19 protein-coding genes and 3 tRNA genes are annotated in these 26,611 nt (G+C 71.3%); 16 read left to right on the plus strand and 6 right to left on the minus strand.

Annotated elements, in window-relative coordinates:
• Window positions 1-27 precede the first annotated feature (27 nt).
• Entirely contained in the window at window positions 28-1,674 is a 1,647-nt protein-coding gene (locus BJ965_RS26370; protein WP_184911514.1) for a M4 family metallopeptidase, read from the plus strand.
• 1 nt (window position 1,675) lies between these two features.
• Here BJ965_RS26370 and BJ965_RS26375 read toward each other — a convergent pair whose 3' ends face one another.
• On the minus strand, window positions 1,676-3,805 hold the full coding sequence (locus BJ965_RS26375) for a molybdopterin oxidoreductase family protein (RefSeq protein ID WP_184911517.1): 2,130 nt from the start codon (window positions 3,803-3,805) through the stop codon (window positions 1,676-1,678).
• A gap of 393 nt (window positions 3,806-4,198) precedes the next feature.
• Between BJ965_RS26375 and BJ965_RS26380 the strand changes: the two genes are divergently transcribed.
• The 3 genes from BJ965_RS26380 to BJ965_RS26390 are packed head-to-tail and all read left to right on the plus strand — an operon-like array spanning window position 4,199 to window position 7,787.
• Window positions 4,199-5,719 (plus strand): amino acid adenylation domain-containing protein, encoded by a 1,521-nt coding sequence (locus BJ965_RS26380; RefSeq protein WP_184911520.1) that lies wholly within the window; start codon window positions 4,199-4,201, stop codon window positions 5,717-5,719.
• Window positions 5,716-6,987 (plus strand): hypothetical protein, encoded by a 1,272-nt coding sequence (locus tag BJ965_RS26385; protein WP_184911524.1) that lies wholly within the window; start codon window positions 5,716-5,718, stop codon window positions 6,985-6,987. The genes BJ965_RS26380 and BJ965_RS26385 overlap by 4 nt, the downstream gene beginning before the upstream one ends.
• A gap of 32 nt (window positions 6,988-7,019) precedes the next feature.
• Window positions 7,020-7,787, plus strand: a complete 768-nt coding sequence (locus BJ965_RS26390) for an enoyl-CoA hydratase-related protein (RefSeq protein ID WP_184911527.1) — start codon at window positions 7,020-7,022, stop codon at window positions 7,785-7,787.
• A 51-nt stretch (window positions 7,788-7,838) separates the two neighbouring features.
• Here BJ965_RS26390 and BJ965_RS26395 read toward each other — a convergent pair whose 3' ends face one another.
• Window positions 7,839-8,537: a SanA/YdcF family protein gene (locus tag BJ965_RS26395; RefSeq protein ID WP_184911530.1), complete on the minus strand. Its 699-nt coding sequence runs from the start codon at window positions 8,535-8,537 to the stop codon at window positions 7,839-7,841.
• 213 nt (window positions 8,538-8,750) lie between these two features.
• Here BJ965_RS26395 and BJ965_RS26400 point away from each other — a divergent pair, with 213 nt between their 5' ends.
• From BJ965_RS26400 to BJ965_RS26420, 5 genes are all read left to right on the plus strand, one after another.
• Window positions 8,751-9,518 (plus strand): sirohydrochlorin chelatase, encoded by a 768-nt coding sequence (locus tag BJ965_RS26400; protein WP_184911534.1) that lies wholly within the window; start codon window positions 8,751-8,753, stop codon window positions 9,516-9,518.
• 118 nt (window positions 9,519-9,636) lie between these two features.
• Window positions 9,637-10,914 carry a deoxyguanosinetriphosphate triphosphohydrolase gene (locus BJ965_RS26405; RefSeq protein ID WP_142164097.1) on the plus strand — a complete coding sequence of 426 codons (1,278 nt, stop codon included), beginning with the start codon at window positions 9,637-9,639 and terminating at the stop codon, window positions 10,912-10,914.
• 134 nt (window positions 10,915-11,048) lie between these two features.
• Window positions 11,049-12,314 carry an NAD(P)/FAD-dependent oxidoreductase gene (locus BJ965_RS26410; RefSeq protein WP_184911538.1) on the plus strand — a complete coding sequence of 422 codons (1,266 nt, stop codon included), beginning with the start codon at window positions 11,049-11,051 and terminating at the stop codon, window positions 12,312-12,314.
• A gap of 47 nt (window positions 12,315-12,361) precedes the next feature.
• Window positions 12,362-14,281: a DNA primase gene (gene dnaG, locus BJ965_RS26415; protein ID WP_184911541.1), complete on the plus strand. Its 1,920-nt coding sequence runs from the start codon at window positions 12,362-12,364 to the stop codon at window positions 14,279-14,281.
• 86 nt (window positions 14,282-14,367) lie between these two features.
• Entirely contained in the window at window positions 14,368-15,663 is a 1,296-nt protein-coding gene (locus BJ965_RS26420; protein WP_184911544.1) for an RNA polymerase sigma factor, read from the plus strand.
• 99 nt (window positions 15,664-15,762) lie between these two features.
• Here the strand turns inward: BJ965_RS26420 and BJ965_RS26425 are convergent, their stop codons facing one another.
• The 4 genes from BJ965_RS26425 to BJ965_RS26440 form a co-directional block, all read right to left on the minus strand.
• A complete protein-coding gene (locus BJ965_RS26425) occupies window positions 15,763-17,691 on the minus strand; it encodes an ABC transporter ATP-binding protein (RefSeq protein WP_184911547.1) in 1,929 nt (642 codons plus the stop codon).
• A complete protein-coding gene (locus BJ965_RS26430) occupies window positions 17,691-19,424 on the minus strand; it encodes an ABC transporter ATP-binding protein (RefSeq protein ID WP_184911549.1) in 1,734 nt (577 codons plus the stop codon). The genes BJ965_RS26425 and BJ965_RS26430 overlap by 1 nt, the downstream gene beginning before the upstream one ends.
• Before the next feature lie 110 nt (window positions 19,425-19,534).
• Entirely contained in the window at window positions 19,535-20,983 is a 1,449-nt protein-coding gene (locus tag BJ965_RS26435) for a xylulokinase (RefSeq protein WP_184911552.1), read from the minus strand.
• A gap of 174 nt (window positions 20,984-21,157) precedes the next feature.
• The gene (locus BJ965_RS26440; protein ID WP_030836676.1) at window positions 21,158-21,463 is read right to left on the minus strand and encodes a YtxH domain-containing protein; all 306 of its coding nucleotides are present in this window, start codon (window positions 21,461-21,463) and stop codon (window positions 21,158-21,160) included.
• A 160-nt stretch (window positions 21,464-21,623) separates the two neighbouring features.
• Between BJ965_RS26440 and BJ965_RS26445 the strand changes: the two genes are divergently transcribed.
• From BJ965_RS26445 to BJ965_RS26475, 7 genes are all read left to right on the plus strand, one after another.
• A tRNA-Asn gene (locus BJ965_RS26445) sits at window positions 21,624-21,696 on the plus strand.
• A gap of 5 nt (window positions 21,697-21,701) precedes the next feature.
• Window positions 21,702-21,774: transfer RNA gene (locus BJ965_RS26450), tRNA-Asn, on the plus strand.
• Window positions 21,775-21,964: 190 nt separating this feature from the next.
• Window positions 21,965-22,038, plus strand: a tRNA-Ile gene (locus tag BJ965_RS26455).
• 115 nt (window positions 22,039-22,153) lie between these two features.
• Window positions 22,154-22,342 (plus strand): hypothetical protein, encoded by a 189-nt coding sequence (locus BJ965_RS26460; RefSeq protein ID WP_184911555.1) that lies wholly within the window; start codon window positions 22,154-22,156, stop codon window positions 22,340-22,342.
• Window positions 22,343-22,742: 400 nt separating this feature from the next.
• Window positions 22,743-23,765: a LacI family DNA-binding transcriptional regulator gene (locus tag BJ965_RS26465; RefSeq protein ID WP_313667073.1), complete on the plus strand. Its 1,023-nt coding sequence runs from the start codon at window positions 22,743-22,745 to the stop codon at window positions 23,763-23,765.
• 74 nt (window positions 23,766-23,839) lie between these two features.
• Complete coding sequence (locus tag BJ965_RS26470; protein ID WP_184911557.1) at window positions 23,840-25,522, plus strand: ABC transporter substrate-binding protein; 1,683 nt, start codon at window positions 23,840-23,842, stop codon at window positions 25,520-25,522.
• A gap of 107 nt (window positions 25,523-25,629) precedes the next feature.
• Window positions 25,630-26,607: an ABC transporter permease gene (locus tag BJ965_RS26475; RefSeq protein WP_184911559.1), complete on the plus strand. Its 978-nt coding sequence runs from the start codon at window positions 25,630-25,632 to the stop codon at window positions 26,605-26,607.
• Window positions 26,608-26,611: the final 4 nt, after the last annotated feature.

The raw sequence follows: 26,611 nt of genomic DNA on the forward strand, positions 1-26,611 counted from the left end.
ACCGGGTGCGCCCGTATGAGGAGACCGATGAGTCGGATACGTCATGTCCGCGGTTCCCGTCTCGCCCTCGCCGGTGTGGCCGTCACCGGCACCACCGCCCTGCTGGCCGCCGTCCTCTCCCCGGCCGCCGGCGCGGCGGACCGGCCGACCAGGTCGGGCGCGATCGAGGACGCGGAGGCGGTGCTCGCGGACCGGGCCGGAGCCCTGGGCCTCACCTCGGCCCAGGAGACGAAGGTCCGCGACGTCGTCGTCGACCAGGACGGCACCCGGCACGTCCGCTACGACCGCACCTACCACCGGCTCCCGGTGCTCGGCGGCGACTTCGTCCTCCACCTGAACCCGGATGGCACGTACCGCGGCACGAGCCGTGCGACGAAGTCCGCGCTCTCCCTGGCGAGCGTCACCCCGAACGTCACCGCCCCCAAGGCCGCCGACCTCGCGGCGAACCTGCTGCGCGCGGCCCACCTCGGCGAGACCCTGAAGAGGCTGACCGCCAAACCGCGGCTGGTCGTCGACGCCCTGCACGGCGTCCCGAAGCTGGCCTGGCAGACCGACGCGGTGGCGCACGACGAACTCGGCAACCCGGTCGGGCGCACCGTGCTGACCGACGCGACGACCGGCGCCCGGATCGATGCCTGGGACTCCATGGAATCGGCCTCGGGCGACGGCAAGTCCCTCTACGGCGGCACGGTTCCGCTGGAGACGACGGCGGCCGGCTCGTCGTACCAGCTCAAGGACGCGACGCGCGGCGGCACCTACACCGGCGACGCCGCGAACAAGACGGACAAGTGCCTGCTGACCGTCTGTCTGACCCGCGCCCCCGCGACGCTCTTCACCGACGCCGACAACCAGTGGGGGACCGGCGCGGCGGCCGACCGGTCCACCGTGGCGGTGGACGCCCAGTACGGCACGGACGTCACCTGGGACTACTACAAGAAGGTCCACGGCCGTAACGGCATCGCCGGTGACGGCAAGGGCTCCTTCAACCGCGTCCACTACGGCAAGGCCTACAACAACGCCTTCTGGGACGACAACTGCTTCTGCATGACGTACGGCGACGGCGACGGCAAGCTGATGGGCCCGCTGGTGTCGCTGGACGTCGCCGGGCACGAGATGTCCCACGGCGTGACGTCGAAGACGGCGGCGCTGACCTACTCGGGCGAGTCCGGCGGTCTGAACGAGGCCACCTCGGACGTCTTCGGCACGCTGGTGGAGTTCTACGCGGCCAACGCCGAGGACCGGGGCGACTGGCTCATCGGCGAGAAGGTCGTCCGCTCCGGCCTCGGCCGCGAGGCCCTGCGCTTCATGGACAAGCCGTCCAAGGACGGCAAGTCGGCGGACTGCTGGAGCGAGAAGCTGGGCGACCTGGACGTGCACTACTCCTCGGGCGTCGGCAACCACTTCGCCTACCTGCTCGCGGAGGGCAGCGGCAAGAAGTCCCTCAACGGCGTCGCCTACAACTCCCCGACCTGCGACGGCTCCACGGTGACCGGCATCGGCCGGGCCAAGCTGGGCAAGATCTGGTACCGCGCGCTGACGGTCTACATGACGTCCTCGACGAACTACGCGGACGCGCGCACGGCGACCCTGAGCGCGGCGAAGGACCTCTACGGCGGCGACAGCACCGAGCAGAAGGCGGTGGCGTCCGCCTGGAAGGCCGTCGCCGTGAGCTGACCTACGCCTCCACGGTCTCCAGCCGCACCGCGCACGCCTTGAACTCCGGCATCCGGGAGGTCGGGTCGAGCGCGGGGTTGGTGAGGGTGTTGGCGCGGCCCTCGCCCGGCCAGTGGAAGGGCATGAAGACGGTGTCGGGCCGGATGGCGTCCGTGATCCTCGCGGGCGCCACTGCCCGGCCCCGCCGCGACACGACGGCCACCGGGTCCCCCTCGGCCGCCCCCAGCCGGGCGGCCAGCCTCGGGTGCAGCTCCACGAACGGCCCGGGCGCCGCGGCGTTCAGCTCTGCCACCCGCCGGGTCTGCGCCCCGGACTGGTACTGCGCCACGACCCGCCCGGTGGTCAGCAGCACCGGGTACTCGTCGTCCGGCTCCTCGGCGATCGCGCGGTGCGAGACGGGGACGAAGCGGGCGCGGCCGTCGGGCGTGGCGAAACGGTCGAGGAAGAGGCGGGGCGTGCCCGGGTGCACGGCAGGCTCCTCCCCGCCGGGAGGGGTGTCCTCGCCCGCGCCGTCCTCCTCCACCGCCGCCGGACAGGGCCAGAACACCCCGTCCTCCTCCGCCAGCCTCCGGTACGTGATCCCCGAGTAGTCCGCCGCCCCGCCCGCCGACGCCCGGCGCAGCTCCTCGAAGACCTCCTCCGGGTCGGTCGGGAAACCCTTCTCCACGCCCAGGCGGGCGGCCAGTTCGTGCAGCACCTCCAGGTCGCTGCGGATGCCGTCCGGCGGAGTGACCGCCCGGCGCCGCAGCAGCACCCTGCCCTCCAGGTTCGTCGTCGTGCCCGTCTCCTCGGCCCACTGCGTGACCGGCAGGACCACGTCCGCCAGCTCCGCCGTCTCGGACAGCACCACGTCGCACACCGCCAGGAAGTCCAGCGACCGGATGCGCTCCTCGATGTGCGCGGCACGCGGCGCCGACACCACCGGGTTGGACGCCATCAGCAGCAGCGACCTGATGTCGGTGCCCAGCGCGTCCAGCAGCTCGTACGCACTGCGCCCCGGGCCGGGCAGGCTGTTCGGATCGACACCCCACACCTCGGCGACATGCGCCCGCGCGGCCGGGTCGTCGAGCTTGCGGTACCCCGGCAACTGGTCGGCCTTCTGCCCGTGTTCCCGTCCGCCCTGCCCGTTGCCCTGCCCGGTCAGACAGCCGTACCCGGACAGCGGGCGGCCCGCCCGGCCGGTCGCCAGGCACAGGTTGATCCACGCGCCCACCGTGTCGGTGCCCTTGGACTGCTGCTCGGGCCCGCGCGCGGTGAGCACCATCGCCGACTCCGGCTCGCAGAACAGCCGCACGGTCTCGCGGAGTTGAGGAACGGACACCCCCGTGATCCGCTCCACGTACTCCGGCCAGTGCGCCATCGCCGCGGCCCGGGCGTCCTCCCAGCCGGCCGTGCGGTCCCGGACGTACTCCTCGTCCACCCGCCCCTCGGCGATCACCAGGTGCAGCAGGCCCAGGGCGAGGGCCAGGTCCGTGCCCGGCCGGGGCGCCAGGTGCAGGTCCGCCTGCTCGGCGGTCTTCGTGCGGCGCGGGTCGATGACGATCAGCGTGCCGCCGTTCTCCCGCAGCTCGGTGAAGAACCGCAACGACGGCGGCATGGTCTCCGCGAGGTTCGACCCGACGAGGATCACGCAGCCGGACTTCGGGACGTCCTCCAGCGGGAACGGCAGCCCCCGGTCGAGCCCGAACGCCTTGATGCCGGCGGCCGCCGCCGACGACATGCAGAAACGTCCGTTGTAGTCGATCTGCGACGTGCCGAGCACGACCCGCGCGAACTTGCCGAGCGTGTACGCCTTCTCGTTCGTCAGCCCGCCCCCGCCGAACACCCCGACCGCGTCCGGCCCGTGCTCCGCGCGCGTGCGGTCCAGGCCCGCGGCGATCCGGTCCAGCGCCTCGTCCCAGGAGGCGGGCACGAGTGTGCCGCCCTCGTCGCGCACCAGCGGGGACGTCAGACGCACGCCGGGCGCGAGTACCGCCGCGGCCGTCCGGCCCTTGCCGCACAGGGCGCCCCGGTTCACCGGGAAGTCCGCGCGCTCGCTCACCTCGACGGTCCCGTCCGGCACGGGCGTCAGGTTCATCCCGCACTGCAGGGCGCAGTACGGGCAGTGCGTGGGCGTCACGGTGCTCTGCATACCGTTCAGCGTGCGTCGGCCGTGTTACACCCGGGCCGGTTCCCTGTTACGCGGCCGGGACGGCAACCTCCCCGCCGCCGGGCCGCCCGCGTGAGGCAGGAGCGCGCTGCCCGGTACGGCACAGGCCTGCCCTCCTACAGGTCGTCGCCGACCGGCACGGACGTTGCCCGTGGGACGAGAAACGCCACATGTGGCTCATTGCGTTCCTTTCTTGGCCGATCCAACCTCGTTGAGAGTTGAAGCAGCCGCACTACGCTCTCGCTACGCGCAGCGCTCGCACGACTCCGCACGGCGTTCGACACCCGGGCATGCCCGCCGATCACGGCTGCATCCACCCGCGGCCGGCCCGCAGGTGGCAATCCGACCTCGAAACAGCCAGGAGGCCACTCGATCATGCCTCTGCGCCACTTGACCCCTCACGACCAGCGGCTCTTCCGGCAGTACGGCCGGGGGCCCACCGTCCCCGTCCCCGACCCGCTCCTGCACCACGCCGTCGCCCGGCACGCCACGGCCACCCCGCACGCCGTCGCCGCGGAACACCAGGGCGCCCGCATCACCTACGGCGAGCTCGACCGGTACGCCGGTGCCCTCGCCGCCCGCCTGGTCCGCGAGGGCGTACGCCCCGGCGACCACGTCGGCCTGTTCGTCCGCCGCTCGATCCCGATGCTGGTCGGCCTGCTCGGCATCCTGAAGACCGGCGCCGCCTACGTCCCGCAGGACATCGGCCTCGCGCCCCCGGCCCAGCTCACCCACGTCATCCGCACCGCGCGGACCCGGGTCGTCCTCACGGTCGCCGAACACGCCCACCGCGTACCCCTGCCGGACGGCCATCTGCTGCTCCCGCTCGACGAGCCGGCGCCGTACGCCCCCGCCCCACGCGTCCGCGTCACCGGCGACGACGGCTGCTACGTGCTGTTCACCTCCGGCACCACCGGCCGCCCCAACGGCGTGAAGGTCACCCACCGCAACGTCGCCAACCTCCTGCTCACCGCCCCCGGCGGCCTCGGCGTCCGGCCCGGTGACCGCGTCGCCCAGCTCCTCAACATCGCCTTCGACATGGCCGCCTGGGAGATCCTCGGCTGCCTCACCCAGGGCGGCACGCTCGTCATCCGCGGCAAGGACCCCGCCGCCGCGGCCCGCACGGCGGACGTGCTCGTGGCGACCCCGACCGTGCTGTCCGGCCTCGACCCGGCCGCCTGCCCGCGGGTGCGCACGGTCGCCGTCGCGGGGGAGCCCTGCCCGCGCCCGCTGGCCGACCGGTGGGCCCGGCGGGCCGCCTTCTTCAACTGCTGCGGCCCGACGGAGACGACGATCGTCAACACCATGAGCCGCCACGACCCGTCCGCCCCGCTGCTCACCATCGGCCGCCCCACCCCCAACAACACGGTCTACGTCCTCGACGCCGACCGCCGCCCCCTGCCGATCGGCGAGGTGGGCGAGATGTGGGCGGGCGGCGACTGCGTCTCCGCCGGCTACCTCGGCGACGACGCCCTCAACGCCGAGCGCTACGCCCCCGACCCGTTCCTCGACGGCGGCCGGCGCATGTTCCGCACCCGCGACCTCGGCCGCTGGACCCCCGGTGGCGAGCTGGAGCACCTCGGCCGCACCGACGACCAGGTCAAGGTGCGCGGCTTCCGCGTCGAGCTGGACTCCGTCTCCTCGGTCCTGGAGTCGGCCGCCGGCTGCACCCGCGCCGTCACCCTGAGACGCGACGCCCGCACCCTGGTCTCCTTCGTCTGCCCGGCGGACGTCGACCCGGACGCCGCCCGCCGCGCGGTCGCGGACGCCCTGCCGTACTACTGCGTCCCCGAGCAGATCCTGCCGCTGAACCTGCTCCCCGAGACCGACCGCGGCAAGGTCGACAAACAGGCGCTGCTGCACATGATCGAGCAGCGCGTGGCGGTGGCGCGATGACCACGTCCCCGCCCCGGAACCAGCGAACCCGGAACCAGCAGGCCACCGGCGGACGCCCGCCGCTCCTGTCCGGCCCCCGCCGCCTGCTCAAACACCCTCGCCTGATGCACTACAACCGGCTCGCGGCCCTGGTGCTCCTCGTCAACCTGACCTTCGCGTGGGCCCTTTGGCCTCTGGACGCCGCCACCCTCGGGCACGCGGCCCTCGCCAACCTCGCCCTCGCCGTCGTCGTACGCCAGCAGTACGTCATCAACCTCTTCTTCCGGCTGGCGACTTCGGCGCCGACGAGCTGGCCGCTGCGGGTCCGCTGGACGCTCGGCAAGGTGTACCACTTCGGCGGGCTGCACGTCGGCGGCGCACTGGCGGGCACCGCCTGGTTCCTGGCGCTGACGATCACGACCCCCAGCGGCACCCTCAGGGCCGTCGGCTGGACCCTGATCGCCCTCCTCGCCCTGATCACCGCCACCGCCCTGCCGCCCTTCCGCTCCCGCCACCACGACCACTTCGAGAAGATCCACCGCTTCGGCGGCTGGACGGCCCTGGCCCTGTTCTGGACCCACACGCTGCTGGCGTCGCCGGGCCCCTGGGAGGTCGGCACGCTCGCGGTGGTCACCTTCAGCGTCGCCCTGCCCTGGCTGCGGCTGCGCAAGGTGGACGTCCGCCTGGAACGCCCCTCCTCCCACGTCGTCCTGGCCCGCTTCGACCACGGCGAGACTCCCTTCGCCGGCTCCTCCACCGCGATCAGCCGCAACCCGCTGAAGGAATGGCACTCCTTCGCCAACGTCCCCGCCCCCGGCGAGCCCGGCTTCCGGCTCACGATCTCCCGGGCCGGCGACTGGACCGGCTCCTTCATCGACGACCTGCCCCGGCAGGTCTGGGTCAAGGGCATCACCACGGCCGGCGTCGCCAACATCGAGGTCCTGTTCACCAAGGTCGTCTACGTCGCCACCGGCAGCGGCATCGGCCCCTGCCTGCCCCACCTGCTCGCCGCCCAGGTGCCCTCCCGGCTCGTCTGGGCGACCCGCGACCCCCGCGCGACCTACGGCGACGCCCTGGTCGACGAGATCCTCGCCGTCCAGCCGCACGCCCTGATCTGGGACACCTCCCGGCACGGCAAGCCCGACATGGTGCGCCTCGCCCACGAGGCCCACCGGGACTTCGGCGCCGAGGCGGTCATCTGCATCTCCAACAAGAAGCTGACCTGGCAGGTGGTCCACGGCCTGGAGCGGCGGGGCATCCCGGCGTACGGCGCGATCTGGGACTCGTGACCCTGCGCACGATCCTCGAAAGGAGAAGAGAGATGAACCATCTGAAGGTCGAACGGCACGGCCGTGTGGTGACCGTGCGCCTGCACCGCCCGCACGTCCGCAACGCGCTCAGCAGTGAACTCCTCGCCGAACTCCTCTGCGTGCTCCGTCCGTTGGATGCGGACCCGGAGACCGGCTGCTTCGTCGTCACCGGCTCGGACACGGTCTTCGCGGCGGGCGCCGACATCAAGGAGATGGCAGGGAAGTCCGCCGTCGACATGGCGGCCGAGGACTACTTCGCCGCCTGGGAGGAGTTCGCGGACCTCCGCACCCCGAAGATCGCGGCCGTCAACGGCCATGCCCTGGGCGGCGGTTGCGAGCTGGCCATGATGTGCGACCTGGTCGTCGCGGGGGAGTCGGCGGTCTTCGGCCAGCCCGAGATCAAACTCGGCGTGATCCCCGGCATCGGCGGCACCCAGCGGCTGACCCGGCTCGTCGGCCGGGCCACCGCCATGGACCTGGTCCTCACCGGCCGCACCATGGACGCACGGGAGGCTGGACGCTGCGGTCTCGTCTCCCGAGTGGTCCCGGACGCCCGGGTCCTGCCCGAGGCCCTCGAAGCGGCGGCGGCGATCGCCTCCCACGGCCGCGCGGCGGTCAGGGCGGCCCGCGAGTGCGTCGACCGGGCCCTGGAAACCGGCCTGCGCGACGGCATCCGCTTCGAACGCCGCGTCTTCCACGCCCTGTTCGCCACCGACGACCAGAAGGAGGGGATGACGGCGTTCCTGGAGAAGCGCCCCCCACGCTTCCACGGACGCTGACGGCGGCCCGGCCATCCGAGAGGGTCTCGGCTGCCGCCAAGGCCCGCCCGGTCAACCGAGAGGGCCTCCGGCTGCCGCCAAGGCCCTCTCCACCCCCGGCTCCCGCGGCCCGAGGAACCGCGGATCCGGCCGGAACACCGAGTCCAGAGCGGCCTTCCCGGCGGCGAAGATCTCCCGGGCGCCCCCGTAGTACCAGGTCGCGTCGTGTACGGCGTCCACCCCGACCCCGTACGACGCGACCCCCGCCGCCTCGCACAGCGCCACCGCCCGCCGGATGTGGAAGCCCTGGCTGATCAGCACGGCCTCGTCCACCCCGAAGATCTTCTTCGCGCGCACGCACGAGTCCCAGGTGTCGAACCCCGCGTAGTCGCTGACGATCCGCCCGTCGGGCACCCCGTGCCGCGTCAGGTACCCGCGCATCGCGTCCGGCTCGTCGTAGTCCTCACGGCTGTTGTCCCCGGTGACGAGCACCACCTCCACCCGCCCCTCCCGGTACAGCGTCGCCGCCGCGTCCAGCCGGTGCGCGAGGTACGGCGAGGGCTCCCCCTCCCACAGCCCGGCACCGAACACCACCGCCACATCGGTACGCGGCACATCCGCCGTCGTACGCAGCCGGTCACCCGCCACGGTGTACATCCACGTCGCCGGAAGCAGCGCGAGCACGCACCCGGCCATCACGGCCTGCACCAGCCGCCGCTGCCCCCGCCGGCTACGCGGCAGCCGCGGTCTGCGCAACGTCACACGACGCATCGGACGGTCCCTCCCCAGGTCGGCCTCTCGACAGTCAGGGACGTCCTCCCGGGCCGCCCGGTTCATCCGCGGCCGCGTGACCAGCTTCACTCGATTCACCGAAACCGCAGGTCACGCCACCTCACACCCCCCTGTCCCACAGCGTGAACCGCTGGAAAACACCCGTGACGCCCAGGCAACGGGAAGGCAACGTGGTGCCGCGACCATCGGTACATGCCCAGTCAGCTCAGCCTCGTCCCGCCGCCCGCCCCGCGCCGCCCGGCCGCGCCCGCCCTCGTGGTCGTGGCGCACGGCAGCCGCGACCCCCGCGCGCTGAGCACCGTGAGCGCACTCCTCGACCGGGTCCGGGCCCTGCGCCCCGACGTGCCGGTGCACCTGGGACACATCGAACTCAACGCCCCCCTGCTCCCCGACACGCTCGCCGCCCTGGGAGACACGGAGGCGGTCCTCGTCCCCCTCCTCCTCAGCCGCGGCTACCACGTCAAGCAGGACATCCCCGAGATGGCCGCGGCGTCCCGGGTCCGCACCCACCTGGCGGCCCCCCTCGGCCCCCACCCCCTCCTGGTCGACGCCCTCCAGGCCCGCCTGCTGGAGGCCGGCTGGGGCGCGACACCCCGCAGCAGCAGTGCGGTGGTCCTCGCCGCGGCGGGCTCCCGCGACCCGGACGCGAAGACGGACACCGCCCGCACGGCCCACCTCCTGGCCGCCCGCCTCGGCGTCCCCGTCGTCCCGGCCTACGCCTCCGCGGCGACCCCGACGGTGGAAACAGCCGTCCGCACCCTCCTGGCCGGGGGCCGCCGCCACATCGCCCTCGCCTCCTACTTCACGGCCCCCGGCCGCTTCGCCACGGAGTGCGCCCGGAAGGCCCCCTGGACAGCGGCGGCCCCCCTGGGCACCCACCCGTCGATGGCCGAACTCGTCCTCCACCGCTACGAGGAGGCGCTGTCACACGCGGCCTCCAGGGAGCTGGCCTCAGCCTGACATCGGGGGGCGGAACCACGTCCCCCAGGAGCGCGGGGAACAGCGCGACCAGCCACAATCCACCCGCACACGCCCGAAATCAGAACCCGGCACCCGCGGACGCGCTTACTGTCGTCACATGGACGGCACCGCACAACACCCCCCCGCCTACGACCCGACGTCAGTCGACCGCTGGGCCCCGGAACCCGACAAACGCCCCGGCCGCACAGCATTCCAACGCGACAGGGCAAGGGTCCTGCACTCCGCCGCCCTACGACGCCTCGCCGGCAAGACCCAAGTCGTGACGCCCGGCACCATGGGCCCCGCCTGGGACGCCAGCCCCCGCACCCGCCTCACCCACTCCCTCGAATGCGCCCAGGTCGGCCGCGAACTGGGCGCGGCCCTCGGCTGCGACCCCGACCTCGTGGAAGCCGCCTGCCTCTCCCACGACCTCGGCCACCCGCCCTTCGGCCACAACGGCGAACAGGCCCTCAACGAGTTCGCGGCGGACTGCGGCGGCTTCGAGGGCAACGCCCAGTCCCTCAGACTCCTCACCCGCATCGAGCCCAAACGCTTCACCCCGGACGGCTCCGTCGGTCTCAACCTCACCCGCGCCGCCCTCGACGCCGCCACCAAGTACCCCTGGCCCCGCGGCGCCCACCCCACCGACCCGGCGTCGCGCAAGTTCGGCGTCTACGAGGACGACCGTCCGGTCTTCGACTGGCTCCGCAAGGACGCCCCCGGCACCCGCACCTGCTTCGAGGCGCAGGTTATGGACTGGTCCGACGACGTGGCCTACTCCGTGCACGACGTGGAGGACGGCCTGCACGCCGGCCACATCGACCCGAACTGCCTCCAGGCCGACCCCGAACGCCGGGACGTCTTCGAGGTCGCCCGCGGCCGGTACGTGCCCGCCGACACCGACCCCGCCGAGCTCGCCGAGGCCCTGGACCGGCTCCTCGCCCAGGAGTGGTGGCCGCACGGCTACGACGGCACCGCCGTCGCCCAGGCCCGGCTGAAGGACGCCACCAGCCAGCTCATCGGCCGCTTCTGCCTGGCCGCCGAGACCGCCACCCGCACCGCCTACGGGGCCGGGCGGCTCACCCGGTACGCCGCCGAGCTGGTCGTCCCGCGCGAGACCCGGATGGAGTGCGCCGTCCTCAAGGCCGTCGCCGACCTCTACGTCATGCAGCGCGCCGAGCAGGAGCGGCTGCGCGCCGACCAGCGGATCGTCGTCGCCGAACTGGCCGAGGCGCTCACCGCCCGCGCCCCGGACGGCCTGGACCCGCAGTTCCGCTCCCTGTTCGACCGGGCGGCGGACGACCGGGCGCGCAAGCGGGTGATCGTGGACCAGATCGCCTCCCTCACCGACACGTCCGCCCGTTCGCTTCACGCCCGTCTGACGGGGCAGGGATGAGACTGACGCGACGGGCGGGACGCGAGCACCCCCGAATGTGACCCTCCGTGGCCTGATCGGGTCACTCCCTCTTCCCCCATCACGCTCCGTGCGGGACGCTCGCAAGTGGCGACACCCTGACGAGGAGGCAACAAGTGGTCGACGCGGATCAGACATTCGTCATCGTCGGAGGCGGACTGGCCGGCGCGAAGGCGGCCGAGACGCTCCGCGCGGAGGGCTTCACCGGCCGCGTGATACTGATCTGCGACGAACGCGACCACCCCTACGAGCGCCCGCCGCTGTCCAAGGGCTACCTCCTCGGCAAGGAGGAACGCGACAGCGTCTTCGTGCACGAACCCGCCTGGTACGCGGCCCACGACATCGAGCTGCACCTCGGCCAGACCGTCGACGCGATCGACCGTACGGCGAAGACGGTCCGCTTCGGCGAGGACGGCACCGTCGTCCGCTACGACAAGCTGCTCCTGGCGACCGGCGCCGAGCCCCGCCGCCTCGACATCCCCGGCACGGACCTGGCCGGCGTGCACCACCTGCGCCGCCTCGCCCACGCCGAGCGCCTCAAGCACGTCCTGACCAACCTCGGCCGGGACAACGGCCACCTCGTCATCGCCGGAGCCGGCTGGATCGGCCTGGAGGTCGCGGCGGCGGCCCGCGAGTACGGCGCGGAGGTCACGGTCGTCGAGCACGGGTCCACCCCGCTGCACGGCGTGCTGGGCCCGGAGCTCGGCGGGCTCTTCGCCGACCTGCACCGCGAGCACGGGGTGCGCTTCCACTTCGGCAGGCGGCTGACGGAGATCGTCGGCCAGGACGGCATGGTCCTCGCGGCCCGCACGGACGACGGCGAGGAGCACCCGGCGCACGACGTGCTGGCGGCGATCGGCGCGGCCCCGCGCACCCACCTGGCGGAGGCGGCCGGCCTGGAGATCGCCGACCGGGCCCACGGCGGCGGCGTCGTCGTCGACGAGCGGCTGCGCACCTCCGACCCGGACGTCTACGCGGCCGGCGACGTCGTGTCCTTCCCGCACCCCCTCTTCGGCACACGGGTGCGCGTCGAGCACTGGGCCAACGCGCTCAACGGCGGACCGGCGGCCGCACGCGCCATGCTGGGCCGCGAGGTGACGTACGACCGGGTGCCGTACTTCTTCTCCGACCAGTACGACCTGGGCATGGAGTACTCCGGCTGGGCCCCCGCGGGCAGCTACGACCAGGTGGTGATCCGGGGCGACGCCGGGAAGCGCGAGTTCATCGCGTTCTGGGTGAAGGACGGCCGGGTGCTGGCCGGGATGAACGTGAACGTGTGGGACGTCACGGACAAGATCCAGCGCCTGATCCGCTCGAAGACCCGCGTCGACACCGAGGCGCTCGCCGACCCGCACGTGCCGCTGGACAGCCTCGCCTCCTAGGCGCCGGGCCTGTCAGGAGTGTCGGTCCGCCACCGTAGACTTCACGCGTGGCAGGACGGATCAACGACGAGGACGTGAAGGCGGTACGGGACGCGGTCCCGATCGACGCCGTGGTGTCCGAGTACCTCCAGCTGCGCAACGCGGGCGGCGGAAACCTCAAGGGTCTCTGCCCCTTCCACGACGAGAAGTCGCCGTCCTTCCAGGTCAGCCCGAGCAAGGGGTTCTTCCACTGCTTCGGCTGCCAGGAGGGCGGCGACACCATCACGTTCGTGATGAAGATCGACCACCTCACCTTCTCGGAGGCGGTCGAGCGCCTGGCCGGCCAGGCGGGCATCACGCTGCGCTACGAGGAGGGCGGCTACAACCCCTCCCACCAGCGCGGTGAGCGGATCCGCCTGGTCGAGGCCCACAAGATCGCCGCCGACTGGTACGCGGAGCAGCTCGCCACCAGCCCGGAGGCCGACACCGGCCGCCAGTTCCTCGCCGAGCGCGGCTTCGACCAGGCCGCCGCCCAGCACTTCTCCGTCGGCTACAGCCCCCAGGGCTGGGACCACCTCACCCGCTTCCTGCGCGGCAAGGGCTTCACCGACAAGGAGCTGGTCCTCTCCGGCCTCTCCCAGGAGGGCCGCCGCGGCCCCATCGACCGCTTCCGCGGCCGTCTGATGTGGCCCATCCGCGACATCGGCGGCGACGTCGTCGGCTTCGGTGCCCGCAAGCTCTACGAGGCGGACAACGGCCCGAAGTACCTGAACACGCCCGACACGGCGATCTACCGGAAGTCCCAGGTCCTCTACGGCATCGACCTGGCGAAGAAGGACATCGCCAAGGCGTCCCGCGCGGTCGTCGTCGAGGGCTACACGGACGTCATGGCCTGCCACCTCGCCGGTGTGACGACCGCCATCGCCACCTGCGGCACCGCCTTCGGCGGCGACCACATCAAGATCCTCCGCCGGCTGCTCATGGACAACGGCTCGGCCCGCGTCATCTTCACCTTCGACGGCGACGCCGCCGGCCAGAAGGCCGCGCTGCGCGCCTTCGAGGACGACCAGAAGTTCGCCGCCGAGACGTACATCGCCATCGCCCCGGACGGCATGGACCCCTGCGACCTGCGCCTCGCCAAGGGCGACGAAGCCGTCGCCGACCTCGTCGAACCCCGCACCCCGCTCTTCGAGTTCGCGCTGCGCCAGATCGTGAGCCGCTACGACCTCGACACCCCGGCGGGCCGCGCGGCAGCGCTGGACGAGGCCGCCCCGATCGTCGCCCGCATCAAGAACAGCGGCGCCCAGCACGAGGTCGCCGTCCAGCTCGCCGGCATGCTCGGCATCCTCGACACCCAGTTCGTGGTCAAGCGCGTGGCCCAGCTGGCCCGCTGGGCCCGCGACCGCGGCGGCAAGGGCCCCGCCCCGGAGCGGCACCACCAGGGGCAGCAGTACGCCGGCCCGCCCCAGCCCGCCGGCCCCCGCGGCCCGGCCCTCAACCTCCGCAACCCGGTCTTCGCCACCGAGCGGGAACTCCTCAAACTCGCCCTCCAGCGCCCCGAGTTGGTCTCCCCGGCCTTCGACGCGTACGGCGTGGACGAGTTCACCGCCCCGCCCTACGCCGCCGTCCGCCAGGCCATCCATGACGCGGGCGGCGCCGAAGCGGGCGTCGCCGACCCCCAGGACTACCTGGTCCGGGTCCGCGAGGCCGCCCCGGACGACGCGGTCCGCGCGATGGTCACGGAGCTGGCCGTCGAGGCGATCATGCTGCACAAGGGTGTGAAGGGCGCCGACGAGGTCTACGCGGGCGCCCAGTTGGTGACCGTCCGCCGCCGGGCCGTCGAGCGCCGCATCCGCGACATCACGGGCCGGCTGACCCGCCTCGGCACCCACGGCGACCCGGCCGAGCTCGCCGCCGTGCAGAACGAACTGTGGGTCCTCCAGCAGTACGACCAGACCCTCCGGGAACACGGCGCCGCAGCGCTCTGACGTCACCGCGCGGTCACGGACCGGAAGCAAAAAGTCATCGCACGCCCCTCGTGGCGACGATGTGTCTTACCCCACACTGGGTTCCGGTGCCTGAGTCCTCGGAGCGCGGCCGATCCGTCACCGACGGGTTCCAGACCCCCGCGGTTCCGCTCATCGCGTACGGGACGGAAAGCGGCGAGGCCGACTCCGCCCCCGAAGTACCGCTGCCGTCCTCCTTGGCAGCGATCATCCTGGAGGTCGCCCCCGTGCAGACCCAGACCCTCACCCAGACCGACGCCGGTGCCGCGCCCGGCGCCGACGGCACCGCGCCGGACGCGGAGGCCGACGCCCTGCCCGCGGTCCCGGCGCAGAGCCGTGCGGCGCACCACCCGGAGTCGGAACCGGAGCCGGAGGAGCCGCCCGCCGAGGCGGTCGAGGAGGCCGAGCCCCCCGAGGCCGTCGTACCGACGCCGACCCGTACCGAGTCCGGCAGCCCCTCCTCGGACCTGTTCCGCCAGTACCTGCGGGAGATCGGCCGCATCCCCCTGCTGACCGCCGCCGAGGAGGTCGAACTCGCCCGGCGCGTCGAGGCCGGCCTGTTCGCGGAGGAGAAGCTGCGGCTCACCCCCGACCTGGACAGCCAGCTCGCGCTGGACCTGGACCGGCTGGTCGTCATGGGCCGCATGGCCAAGCGCCGCCTGATCGAGGCGAACCTGCGCCTGGTCGTCTCGGTCGCCAAACGCTACGTCGGCCGCGGGCTGACCATGCTCGACCTCGTCCAGGAGGGCAACCTCGGCCTGATCAGGGCGGTCGAGAAGTTCGACTACGCCCGCGGCTACAAGTTCTCCACGTACGCCACCTGGTGGATCCGCCAGGCCATGTCCCGCGCCCTGGCCGACCAGGCCCGCACGATACGGGTCCCGGTCCATGTCGTGGAGCTCATCAACCGGGTCGTCCGCGTCCAGCGCCGCATGCTCCAGGAGCGCGGCTACGAGCCGACGCCCGAGGAGGTCGCGGCCCACCTGGAGCTGCCGCCGGAGCGGGTCAGCGAGGTCCTGCGCCTCGCCCAGGAGCCGGTGTCGCTGCACGCGCCCGTGGGCGAGGAGGACGACGTCGCCCTCGGCGACCTGATCGAGGACGGCGACGCGGCCTCTCCGGTGGAGTCGGCGGCGTTCCTGCTGCTCAGGGAGCACCTGGAGGCGGTCCTGTCGACGCTGGGGGAGCGGGAGCGGAAGGTGGTCCAACTCCGCTACGGCCTGGCGGACGGCCGCCCGCGCACGCTGGAGGATATCGGCCGGATCTTCGGCGTGACGCGGGAACGGATACGGCAGATCGAGTCGAAGACGCTGAACAAGCTGCGGGACCACGCCTTCGCGGATCAGCTGAGGGGTTACCTGGACTGACGCGGCCCGCGCCCCTTCAGGGGCGCGGGGAACTGCGCGACCAGCCACGGCGGTGCCGCGCTCGACCGACGGCGGATTGCGGCACCTCCAGCGGGGCGTTCAGTCCACCTCGGCCACCGCCTGCGCGAACTGCGCCTTGTACAGCCGAGCGTAGGCACCGTCCCCGGCCAGCAGCTCCTCGTGCGTGCCCTGCTCCACGATCGACCCGTTCTCCATCACGAGGATCGTGTCGGCGTCCCGGATCGTCGACAACCGGTGCGCGATGACGAACGACGTGCGGCCGTGGGCGAGTTTCGCCATGGCCTTCTGGATCAGCACCTCCGTGCGCGTGTCGACCGAACTCGTCGCCTCGTCCAGCACCAGGATCACCGGGTCGGACAGGAACGCCCGGGCGATGGTGATCAGCTGCTTCTCTCCCGCGCTGACCCCCGTCCCCTCGTCGTCGATCACCGTGTCGTACCCGTCCGGCAGCGTCCGCACGAACCGGTCCGCGTGCGCGGCGCGGGCCGCCTCCTCGATCTCCCCGCGGGTCACCTCCCGGGACGCTCCGTACGCGATGTTCTCCGCGATCGTGCCGCCGAACAGCCAGGTGTCCTGGAGCACCATGCCGATCCCGGCCCGCAGTTCGTCCCGGGACATCCGCGCGATGTCGACGCCGTCGAGGGTGATGCGCCCACCGGTGACGTCGTAGAACCGCATCAGCAGGTTCACCAGGGTCGTCTTGCCGGCACCCGTGGGGCCGACGATGGCGACCGTGTGCCCCGGCTCGACCTTCAGCGACAGGTCCTCGATGAGCGGCTTGTCGGGGTCGTAGCGGAACGACACGTGCTCCAGCGCCACCTGCCCGCGCAGCTCCTCGGGCCGTACGCCCGGCACCGGATCGGCGCCCTGCTCCTCCGCGTCGAGCAGCTCGAAGACCCGCTCCGCCGAGGCGACACCCGACTGCACCAGGTTCGCCATGGACGCGACCTGCGTCAGCGGCATCGAGAACTGCCGCGAGTACTGGATGAAGGCCTGCACATCGCCGATCGACAGCGTGCCGGAGGCCACCCGCAGCCCGCCGACCACCGCGACCAGCACGTAGTTGAGGTTCGACACGAACATCATCAGCGGCTGCATGACCCCGCTGTTGAACTGCGCCTTGAACCCCGCCTCGTACAGCGCGTCGTTCTGCTCGGCGAACTGCTGCGCCGACTCCTCCTGCCGCCCGAACACCTTCACCAGGGCGTGCCCGGTGTACATCTCCTCGATGTGCGCGTTCAACTGCCCCGTGGAGCGCCACTGCTGCACGAAGTGCGGCTGCGACCGCTTGCCCACCCGTGTGGCCACGACGAACGACAGCGGCACGGTCACCAGCGCGACCAGCGCGAGGATCCAGGAGACGTAGAACATCATGGCGAGCACGCCGATGATGGTCAGCACCGAGTTGATGAGCTGCCCCATCGACTGCTGGAGCGTCTGCCCGATGTTGTCGATGTCGTTGGTCGCCCGGGACAGCACCTCACCGCGCTGGCGCTGGTCGAAGTACGACAGCGGCAGCCGCGACAGCTTCGTCTGGACGTCCTCACGCATCCGGAACATGGTCCGGTTCACGGCCCGGTTCACCAGCCGTGTCGCCACCGCCATCAGCAGTCCGGCCACCGTGAACACACCCAGCGCCAGCAGCAGCACATGGCCGACGGCCGTGAAGTCGATGCCCTCGCCCGGGGTGAAGTCGGTGCTGCGCAGCATGTCGGCGACGTCACCGTCCCCGCGCTGTCGCATCGAGTCGAGGACCTGCTCCTTGGTCGCCCCCTCCGGCATGCCGCGCCCGACGATGCCCGAGAAGACCAGGTCGGTCGCCTTGCCGAGGATCTTCGGCCCGACGACGTTCAGGCCGACGCTGAGCACCACGCACAGCAGCAGCACGTAGATGGTCACGCGCTCCGGCCGGAACTGCGCGACGAGCCGTTTGCCCGACCCCTTGAAGTCCAGCGAGCGAGAATCGGGGCCGCCCCCGGCCATCATCCGCCCCATCGGCCCCGCCATCAGGCAGCCTCCGCTTCCGTCAGCTGGGAGAGCACGATCTCCCGGTAGGTCTCGTTGTCCGCCATCAGCTCGTGGTGCCGGCCGGTGCCGACGACCCGGCCCTCGTCGAGGACGACGATCCGGTCGGCGTCCCGGATGGTCGCCACCCGCTGCGCGACGATCACCACGGTCGCCTCGGAGGTCTCCTGTGTGAGCGCGGCCCGCAGCGCGGCGTCCGTGGCGTAGTCGAGCGCGGAGAACGAGTCGTCGAAGAGGTAGATCTCGGGCCGCTGCACCAGCGTCCGGGCGATCGCGAGCCGTTGGCGCTGCCCCCCGGAGACGTTCGTCCCGCCCTGCGCGATCGGCGAGTCGAGACCGTTCTCCAGCCGCTCCACGAAGTCCTTGGCCTGCGCCACCTCCAGCGCGTGCCACAGCTCCTCGTCGGTGGCGTCCGGGTTGCCGTAGCGCAGGTTGGTCGCCACGGTCCCCGCGAACAGGTACGGCTTCTGCGGCACCATCCCGACGGTCTTCGCGAGCAGCTTCGGGTCGATCTCCGCCACCTCGACACCGTCGACGAGCACCTGTCCCTCGGTCACGTCGAACAGCCGAGGGACCAGCCCGAGCAGCGTGGACTTGCCGCTGCCGGTCGAGCCGATGACGGCGGTCGTCTCACCCGGCCTGGCCACCAGATCGACGGCCCGCAGCACCGGCTCCTCGGCACCCGGATAGCGGAAGCCCGCCCCACGGATCTCCAGATGCCCGTGCCGGCGCAGCTCCCGCACCGGCGCGGACGGCGGCACGACGCTGGAGGAGGTGTCCAGCACCTCCTGGATGCGCTCGGCGCACACCTCCGCGCGCGGCACCATCATGAACATGAAGGTGGCCATCATCACGGACATGACGATCTGCATCAGATAGGCCAGGAACGCCGTCAGGTCGCCGATCTGCATCCCGCCGCTGTCGATCCGGTGCGCACCGAACCACACCACGGCGATCGACGACAGGTTCACCACCGTCATGACGATCGGGAACATCAGCGCGAGCAGATTGCCGGTGCCCAGCGCGAAGTCGGTGAGATCGGTGTTGGCCTTCCGGAAGCGCTGCTGCTCGTACTCGTCCCGGACGAAGGCGCGGATCACGCGGTTGCCGGTGATCTGCTCGCGCAGCACCCGGTTCACCGAGTCCAGCCGCTCCTGCATCGACCGGAACAGCGGCCGCAGCCGCCGCACGATCAACGTCACGCAGATGCCCAGCACCGGTACGACGGCCACCAGCACCCCGGACAGCGGCACGTCGAGACCGAGCGCGAGCACGATGCCGCCCACGCACATGATCGGCGCCGACACCAGCAGCGTGAACGTCATCAGCGCCAGCATCTGCACCTGCTGGACGTCGTTCGTCGTCCGGGTGATCAGCGACGGCGCCCCGAAGTGACCGACCTCACGCGCGGAGAACGACTGCACCCGGTCGAACACGGACGCCCGCAGGTCCCGCCCCAGCGCCGACGCCGTACGGGCGCCGTAGTAGACGGCGCCGATGTTGCACACGACCTGGACCAGCGAGATGCCGATCATCAGGCCGCCGTAGCCCAGGATGTAGCCGGTGTCGCCGTTCACGACACCCTGGTCGATGATGTCCGCGTTCAGCGTGGGCAGGTAGAGCGTGGCGCAGGTCTGCAGGAACTGCAGCAGCACCAGGAGAGCGATGGGTCTCTTGTAGGGCCTGAGACAGGTCCGCAGAAGTCGTATGAGCACGCTGCTTCTCTCGGAGTGGACGACGGGGCGAGTGGTTGCCCCTGGCCCCTATCGTCGAACACTCCACCCGCGTTACCTCAACCGAATTACCCCAACGGACGGTCAAGCCCTCACAGGGCGCCCGGGTGCGTCTGCTCCCGCACCGCGACGAACTGCTGCCGCACCGCCTGCCCCACGGCCAGCTCGTCCCCGGGCTCCAGCACCTGCGCCACCGCGCCCTGCCAGGCCGGCGGATTGCGCACGTCGAGCGTGCCCTGCGACGCGCCGAGCGCCCAGGCCGCCTGGCGGGCGGCGCCGATCGCCGCGTAGTCCGCGGGCTGGGGCACCACGACCTGCGTCCCGAACAGCGCGGGCGCGGCGGCCTGCACGGCGGGCAGTTCGGCGGCCGGCCCGAGCAGGAACACCCGCCGCACCTCCACACCCCGGCCGCGCAGCACGTCCAGCGCGTCCGCGAGCCCGCACAGCATCCCCTCGAACGCCGCCCGCGCCAGATGCTCCGCCTTCATCGACTCGCGCCTGAGCCCGGCGAGCGTCCCGGCGGTGTGCGGCAGGTTCGGCGTCCGCTCACCCTCCAGATAGGGCAGCAGCACCAGCCCGTGCGACCCGGGCGTCGACTTCATCGCGAGATCGGACAGACTCTCCAGATCCGGCAGCCCCAGCAGCTCGGCGGCCCCGCGCAGTGTCCGTACGGCGTTGAGCGTGGTGACGACGGGCAGGTGCATGCCGGTCGCGTCCGCGAGCGCGGTGATCATCCCGGACCCGTCGACCAGAGCCTCGGGGTGCACGGCCATCACGGACCCGGACGCGCCCAGGGACACCACCGCGTCGCCGAGGCCGATGCCGAGACCGAACGCCGCCGCCATGGTCTCGCCGGTCCCCACGGAGATCAGCAGCCCCTCCGGCGTCGTACCGGCCGCGTCGGCCGGGCCGATCACCTCCGGCAGCATCACCTGGTGCCCGAGCGCCAGCTCGACGAGGTCGGGCCGGTAGCCGCCGCTCGCCGCCGACCAGTAGCCGGTGCCGGACGCCCCGCCCCGGTCGGTGGTTCTCCGTACCGGCCGGCCCAGCAGCTGCCACACCAGCCAGTCGTGCGCCTGGAGGAGGATCGCGGTGCGCTGGGCGTTCTCCGGCTCGGTCCGGGCCAGCCAGCGCAGCTTCGTGATCGGCTGCGCGGCCTGCGGCACACAGCCCACCGCCTGCGCCCACGCCTCACGCCCGCCGAGCGCGTCGACCAGATCGGCCGCGGCGACCTGCGTGCGCTTGTCGTTGCCGACCATCGCGGGCCGCACGGTGTTGCCCTGCGCGTCCAGCGGTACGACGGCGTTCTGCTGCGCCGAGACGCCGATCGCCTGCACGCCCTCCAGCAGCCCGCCGCCCGCGGCTTCGCCCAGGGAGAGCAGCCAGGCCTGCGGATCGACGTCCGACGGCCGGCCGCCGCCCTCGGGGCCTTCCACCGGATGCTGCGCATATCCCTGCCTGAGCACGGCTCCGGAGTCCGTGTCACAGACGACGATACGAGTGAAATCGGGTGAACTGTCCAACCCGGCGACTATCCCCATGGCCAAAATTCTGCCGTACCGCTGTGCCGGCTTGGGCCGTGGGCGCCGTCGGGGTTCTCGTCAGGGGCCGGCTGCGGGGCCGTCGTGGCTGGTCGCGCCCACGCGGCGGAGCCGTACATCGATGCAGCCCCGCGCCCCTTTCTCAGGGGCCCGGGGCCGCTCGGCATCAGAAGGTCAGGTATTGCTCGTGCCCCAGTCGTCCTCGCCGCCGTTGTGGGTGGCTCGGTCGCGGAGGTGGCGGACGCGTTCCGCCACCGAGTCGGGGACACGGTCGCCGACCTTGTCGCTCACCACGTGGTACGCCTTGCCGGCGAACTCACGGCCCTGGTGGGCCGCCGTCTCGGCGGTGTTGCGGACGGCGGGGTTCTGAGCGAACTGCCGGGCTGACTTCTTGAGCTGCTCGTAGCGCTCGCGTCCGGCCCTCGTGCCCAGCACGTAACCCAGGACGACTCCGGCGACGAACGTGAGCCGGTAACGCATGGCGGCCACCCTTTCCTTGCGTAGGTCTCCGGTGCGGCGTCGGTGCCGGGGAGTACCGATTGGCGGAGCACCCCCCTGCTTGCGCTAATGTATGTGTCGCAGCGAACGCGCGCCCCCTGGCGGATACCCAGGTAGGTACGTTCGATGCAATACGAGACCTTCCTCGGTAGCTCAATTGGCAGAGCAGCCGGCTGTTAACCGGCAGGTTACTGGTTCGAGTCCAGTCCGGGGAGCTCGGTCCTCCGTAGCTCAATTGGCAGAGCAGCCGGCTGTTAACCGGCAGGTTACTGGTTCGAGTCCAGTCGGGGGAGCAGGATGAACGAGGACCCCTCTCAGGGGTCCTTTTTCATGTCCGAACCGCTGTCCCGGGAACCGCGCGGCACCCGGCGCAGTCCTCAAGGTCACGTAGGCCGTGCGAAGCCGCCCAGCCGAAGCAGGAGATCGTATGAGCGGCTATGCTGCGGCAGACGGCGCGCACACATGTACGCGACACGCCGCTATGGGGCGGTAGCTCAGCCGGTTAGAGCAGCGGACTCATAATCCGTCGGCCGTGGGTTCGAGTCCCACCCGCCCCACCTGTGCAGGTCTGTGACCTGCGGAAACGTCTCAGTGGGCGTGCGGGTTCGGGACTTTGGGCGAACGGACTGAATCCGCCGCTCGTGAGTTCAACCGCGTTGTCATCATGGTTGGTTGCCGCAGCAGCCGCGCAGGCGTATCAGCCCGCTGCCGGGGCACGCCGCCGTAGGTGGGCTGGGTGAGCGGTCTCCGGTCGCCCTGGGTGTGGTGCGGGCCGACAGCCAGGAGCGTGCACGGCGCGTGTGGTCGGCGACATGGGGCGCCCGGTGCACCGATCTGCTCGTTCTGCGTGACGGCCGGTGATCCGAGCTCTCCCGGCAGGGGCGCCGATCCATGGACGAACCGTCCGCTCCCCGCTCCTGCACTCCGCATGACGCGCATCCTCCGCTGCGACGAAGCCTTGCGTCTGACTCCTCAGTTCGGTAGTCGACGTGGTGGCCCTCCGGACACGGCGCGACGCACTCGCCGAGGACGGTGACGTGGCCGGGGTCCTGGGGTCGGGCCATGGTGGCTGTCTGCCTCTCTCGGAAGAGCGCGGGTGACGAGGGGCACCGGGCCCGTGGCCTGATGCAGCCCATGCGCAGGTATTGACATGCCGCTCAAGGCGGACGTAACTTCCCTGCCACACGGAAGTAACGCGCGTTATTAAAGCGCGAAACCGGAGGCGGTGTCTCGGCCCCCGGTCGGGCGAAAGGGACTGGAAGTGGCCACGAACAAGTCGCAGCGCGTCACCATGAGCGATGTGGCGCGCCATGCGGGCGTCTCGCGGACCACGGTCTCCTTCGTCCTCAACGACAAGCCCGGTGCCGCCATCCCCGACGAGACCCGTCGGCGGATCCTGGACGCGATAGACGAGCTCGGCTACCGGCCCAACGCCGGGGCGCGGGCACTGGCCGCGAACCGCAGCGGGTGGTTCGGACTGATCACCGAGATCGTGACCGGCCCTTTCGCGGCCGAGGTGATCACGGGCGCGCAGAGCCGCGCCTGGGGTGACCGGAGGTTCCTGCTGATCGCCGCGAGCGAGGGCGACCCCGCCCAGGAGGCCGCCGCGCTCGACCAGATGCTGGAGCACCGCGTGGAGGGGCTCCTGTACGCCACGACCTGGCATCGGGCCGTCACGCTCCCCAAAGCCGTCCGCGAGGTGCCGACCGTGCTCGTCAACTGCTATGACGCGGAAGGGGAGCTGCCGTGCATCCTGCCCGACGAGGAGTCGGGGGGACACCGGGCGACCCGACGGCTCCTCGACGCCGGTCACACCCGTATCGGGTTCATCAACCTCGACCCGGCGATCCCGGCCGCCATCGGCCGGCGCGAGGGGTACGAACGTGCCCTGCGCGAAGCCGGGATCACCCCCGACCCCTCCCTCGTCATCCCCGGCTGGGCCACCGCCGACGGCGCCTACACCGCCGCCTGTGAGCTGCTGGACCGTCCGGCCGCAGTCCGGCCGACCGCGCTGTTCTGCGGAAACGACCGGATGGCGATGGGTGCGTACGACGCGATCAAGGAACGTGGGCTGCGTATCCCGCACGACGTGGCCGTGGTGGGGTTCGACAACCAGGAACTCATCGCCGCCTATCTGCGGCCGAAGCTGACGACGCTCGCCCTGCCCTTCGAGGCCATGGGCACCAAGGGCGTCGACATGCTCGCCGCTCTCGCAGCGGGGCAGTCGCTCGACACCCACCGGGTGACGGTCGACTGCCCGCTGCTCGAACGCTCGTCGGTCTGACCGCTAATCAGTCCGCCGAGGAATCCCATCCCCGTCTTCGCCCTGTGTGTTGAAGAGAGGAAAGAGTCTCCATTATGGCACCCTCCCGCATACCTTCTCGGCGGCCCCGGGCCGTCCTGGGAGCGGTCACCGCGGCCGCCGCCGCGGCCCTGGTCCTGTCCGCCTGTTCGGGTGGCTCGGGCGCCTCCGGCGCCGGTGACACCTCCGGCAACCAGCTGCTCACCATCCCGCGTGAGGATCTGGCGACGTTCACGCGCAACTTCAACCCTCTCTCCCCGCAGGCCGCCCCCATGACCAAGGAGGCCGTCTACGAGCCGCTGGTCGTGCACAGCATGGCGGACGCCAAGGACACGCCGTGGCTCGCGACCAAGTGGGAGCAGGCCAAGGACGGCAAGTCCCTCACCTTCACGCTGCGCGAGGGCGTCAAGTGGTCGGACGGCAAGCCGCTCGTCACCGACGACGTCGTCTACACCTTCGAGCTGCGCAAGAAGGTGCTCGGCGGCCTGGAGTACCTCGACAAGGTCACCGCGGTCGACGAGCACACGGTGAAGTTCTCCTTCAACAAGCCCTTCTCGCCCGGCTTCTTCGAGATCGCCGGCCAGCAGATCATGCCGAAGCACATCTGGTCCAAGGTCAAGGACCCGGCGAAGTTCACCAACCCGAACCCGGTCGGCACCGGCCCGTACACCAAGATCGAGAAGTTCCAGGCCCAGTCGTACGAACTGCGCAAGAACCCCGACTATTGGCAGCCCGCGAAGCAGCAGATCGCCGGTATCCAGATGCTCGCCTTCTCCGGCAACGACAGCGCCAACCTCGCCTTCACCAACGGTGAGGCGGACTGGACGCAGTCGTTCATCCCGGACATCGAGAAGTCCTTCGTGGCCAAGGACAAGAAGCACAACCACTACTGGAACCCGCCCACGGGCGCCATGATCAACTGGCAGCTGAACACCACGAAGGCCCCCTTCGACGACCCGGCGCTGCGCAAGGCGCTCAGCATGGCCGTCGACCGCGACCAGATCGCCAAAGTCGCGATGAACGGCTACGCCGAGCCCGCCGACTGCGCGGGCCTGGCCCGCACGTACGACAAGTGGCGCGACAAGGACCTCGCCGCGTCCTGCACCTGGACGAAGTACGACACCGACGCGGCGGCCAAGGCCCTCGACGCGGCCGGCTACAAGGAGAGCGGCGGCAAGCGGAAGCTGAAGAACGGCAAGAACTTCACGCTCGACATCTCCGTCGGCTCCGCCTCCTCCGACTGGATCTCGGCCGCGAACATCATCAAGCAGAACCTCGCGAAGGTCGGCATCACCGCCACCGTGAAGACGCCCGACTGGGGGGCGGTGGTCAGCTCGTACGAGCAGGGCACCTTCGAGACCGGCATCGTGTGGAGCAGCAACGGTGCCACCCCGTACGAGTACTTCCGCGACGTGATGTCGAGCGGGATGCTCAAGCCCGTCGGCGAGAAGGCCACGCAGAACTACCACCGTTACGCCGCCCCGAAGGCCGACAAGCTCATCGACGCCTTCGCCGCCGCCACGGACGAGGGCGCGCAGCGCGAGCAGGTCAACGCCCTGCAGAAGCTGTACGACAAGGACGCCCCCGCGGTGCCGCTGTTCACCGGACCCGAGTTCGGCGCGTACACCGACAAGCGCTTCACCGGCTGGCCGTCGGAAGACAACCCGTACGCCACCCTCGGCAACCGCAACACCAGCACGATCCTCGTGCTCACCTCGCTGAAGCCCGTCAAGAGCTAGTCACGAGCTGACGCGAGTGCGCGTGGACCGGCGGCCGCCCTCCTCCCCGGACGGCCGCCCCCGCGCACCGCATCCCCGTTCACCCCCACCGACAGGGAGCACGAGCAGTGCGTCTCATCCTGCGCAACCTGGGGTTCTATCTGCTGGCCTTCTGGGCCTCCATCACCCTCAACTTCCTGCTTCCGCGCTTCATGCCGGGCGACCCGGTCTCCCGGATGTTCGCGCAGCAGGCGGGTGCGATGCAGCCCGAGCAGATAGCCCAGTTGCGGAAACTCTTCGGCCTCGACGACCGTCCCTTGTGGGAGCAGTACATCTCCTACGTCAAGAGCGTCTTCACCGGCGACCTCGGCATCTCCATCTCCCGCTTCCCGACCCCGGTCACCGAAGTGATCGGCTCGCAGATCGGCTGGACGCTGCTGCTCGGCGGTACCGCCCTCGTCATCGCGGCCGTCGTCGGCAACCTGCTCGGCATCGTCGCCGCCTGGCGGCGTGGCGGCGTCCTCGACTCCGCCTTCCCACCCCTGCTGATCTTCGTCGGCTCGTTCCCGTACTTCTGGCTGGCGATGGGCGCGCTGTACCTGTTCGGGGTGACGCTGGGCTGGTTCCCGCTGCGGCACGCGTACGACACGGGTCTGACCCCCGGTCTCAACGCCGAGTTCGTGGCGAACGCGGGCACCCACCTGGTGCTCCCGGCGCTCACCGTCGTGGCCGTCACCGTGGGCAGCTGGATGCTCGGCATGCGCAACACCATGATCGCCACGGCGGCCGAGGACTACATCACCATGGCCGAGGCGAAGGGGCTCAGCCCCTCGCGGATCATGTTCCGCTACGCCGCCCGCAACGCGCTGCTCCCCTCCGTCACCAACCTCGGCATGGGCCTCGGCTTCGTCGTCGGCGGCGCCCTGCTCACCGAGGTCGTGTTCGCCTACCCCGGCATCGGCTTCCAGCTGCTGGCAGCCGTGCAGGGCCTCGACTACCCGCTGATGCAAGGCATCTTCCTCACCATCACGGCAGCCGTGCTCCTGGCGAACTTCCTGGTCGACATCATCTACGTCCGCCTCGACCCGCGCGTGCGCGTCCGCTGAAGGG

The organism is Streptomyces luteogriseus (assembly GCF_014205055.1).
Taxonomy (GTDB): Bacteria; Actinomycetota; Actinomycetes; order Streptomycetales; family Streptomycetaceae; genus Streptomyces; species Streptomyces luteogriseus.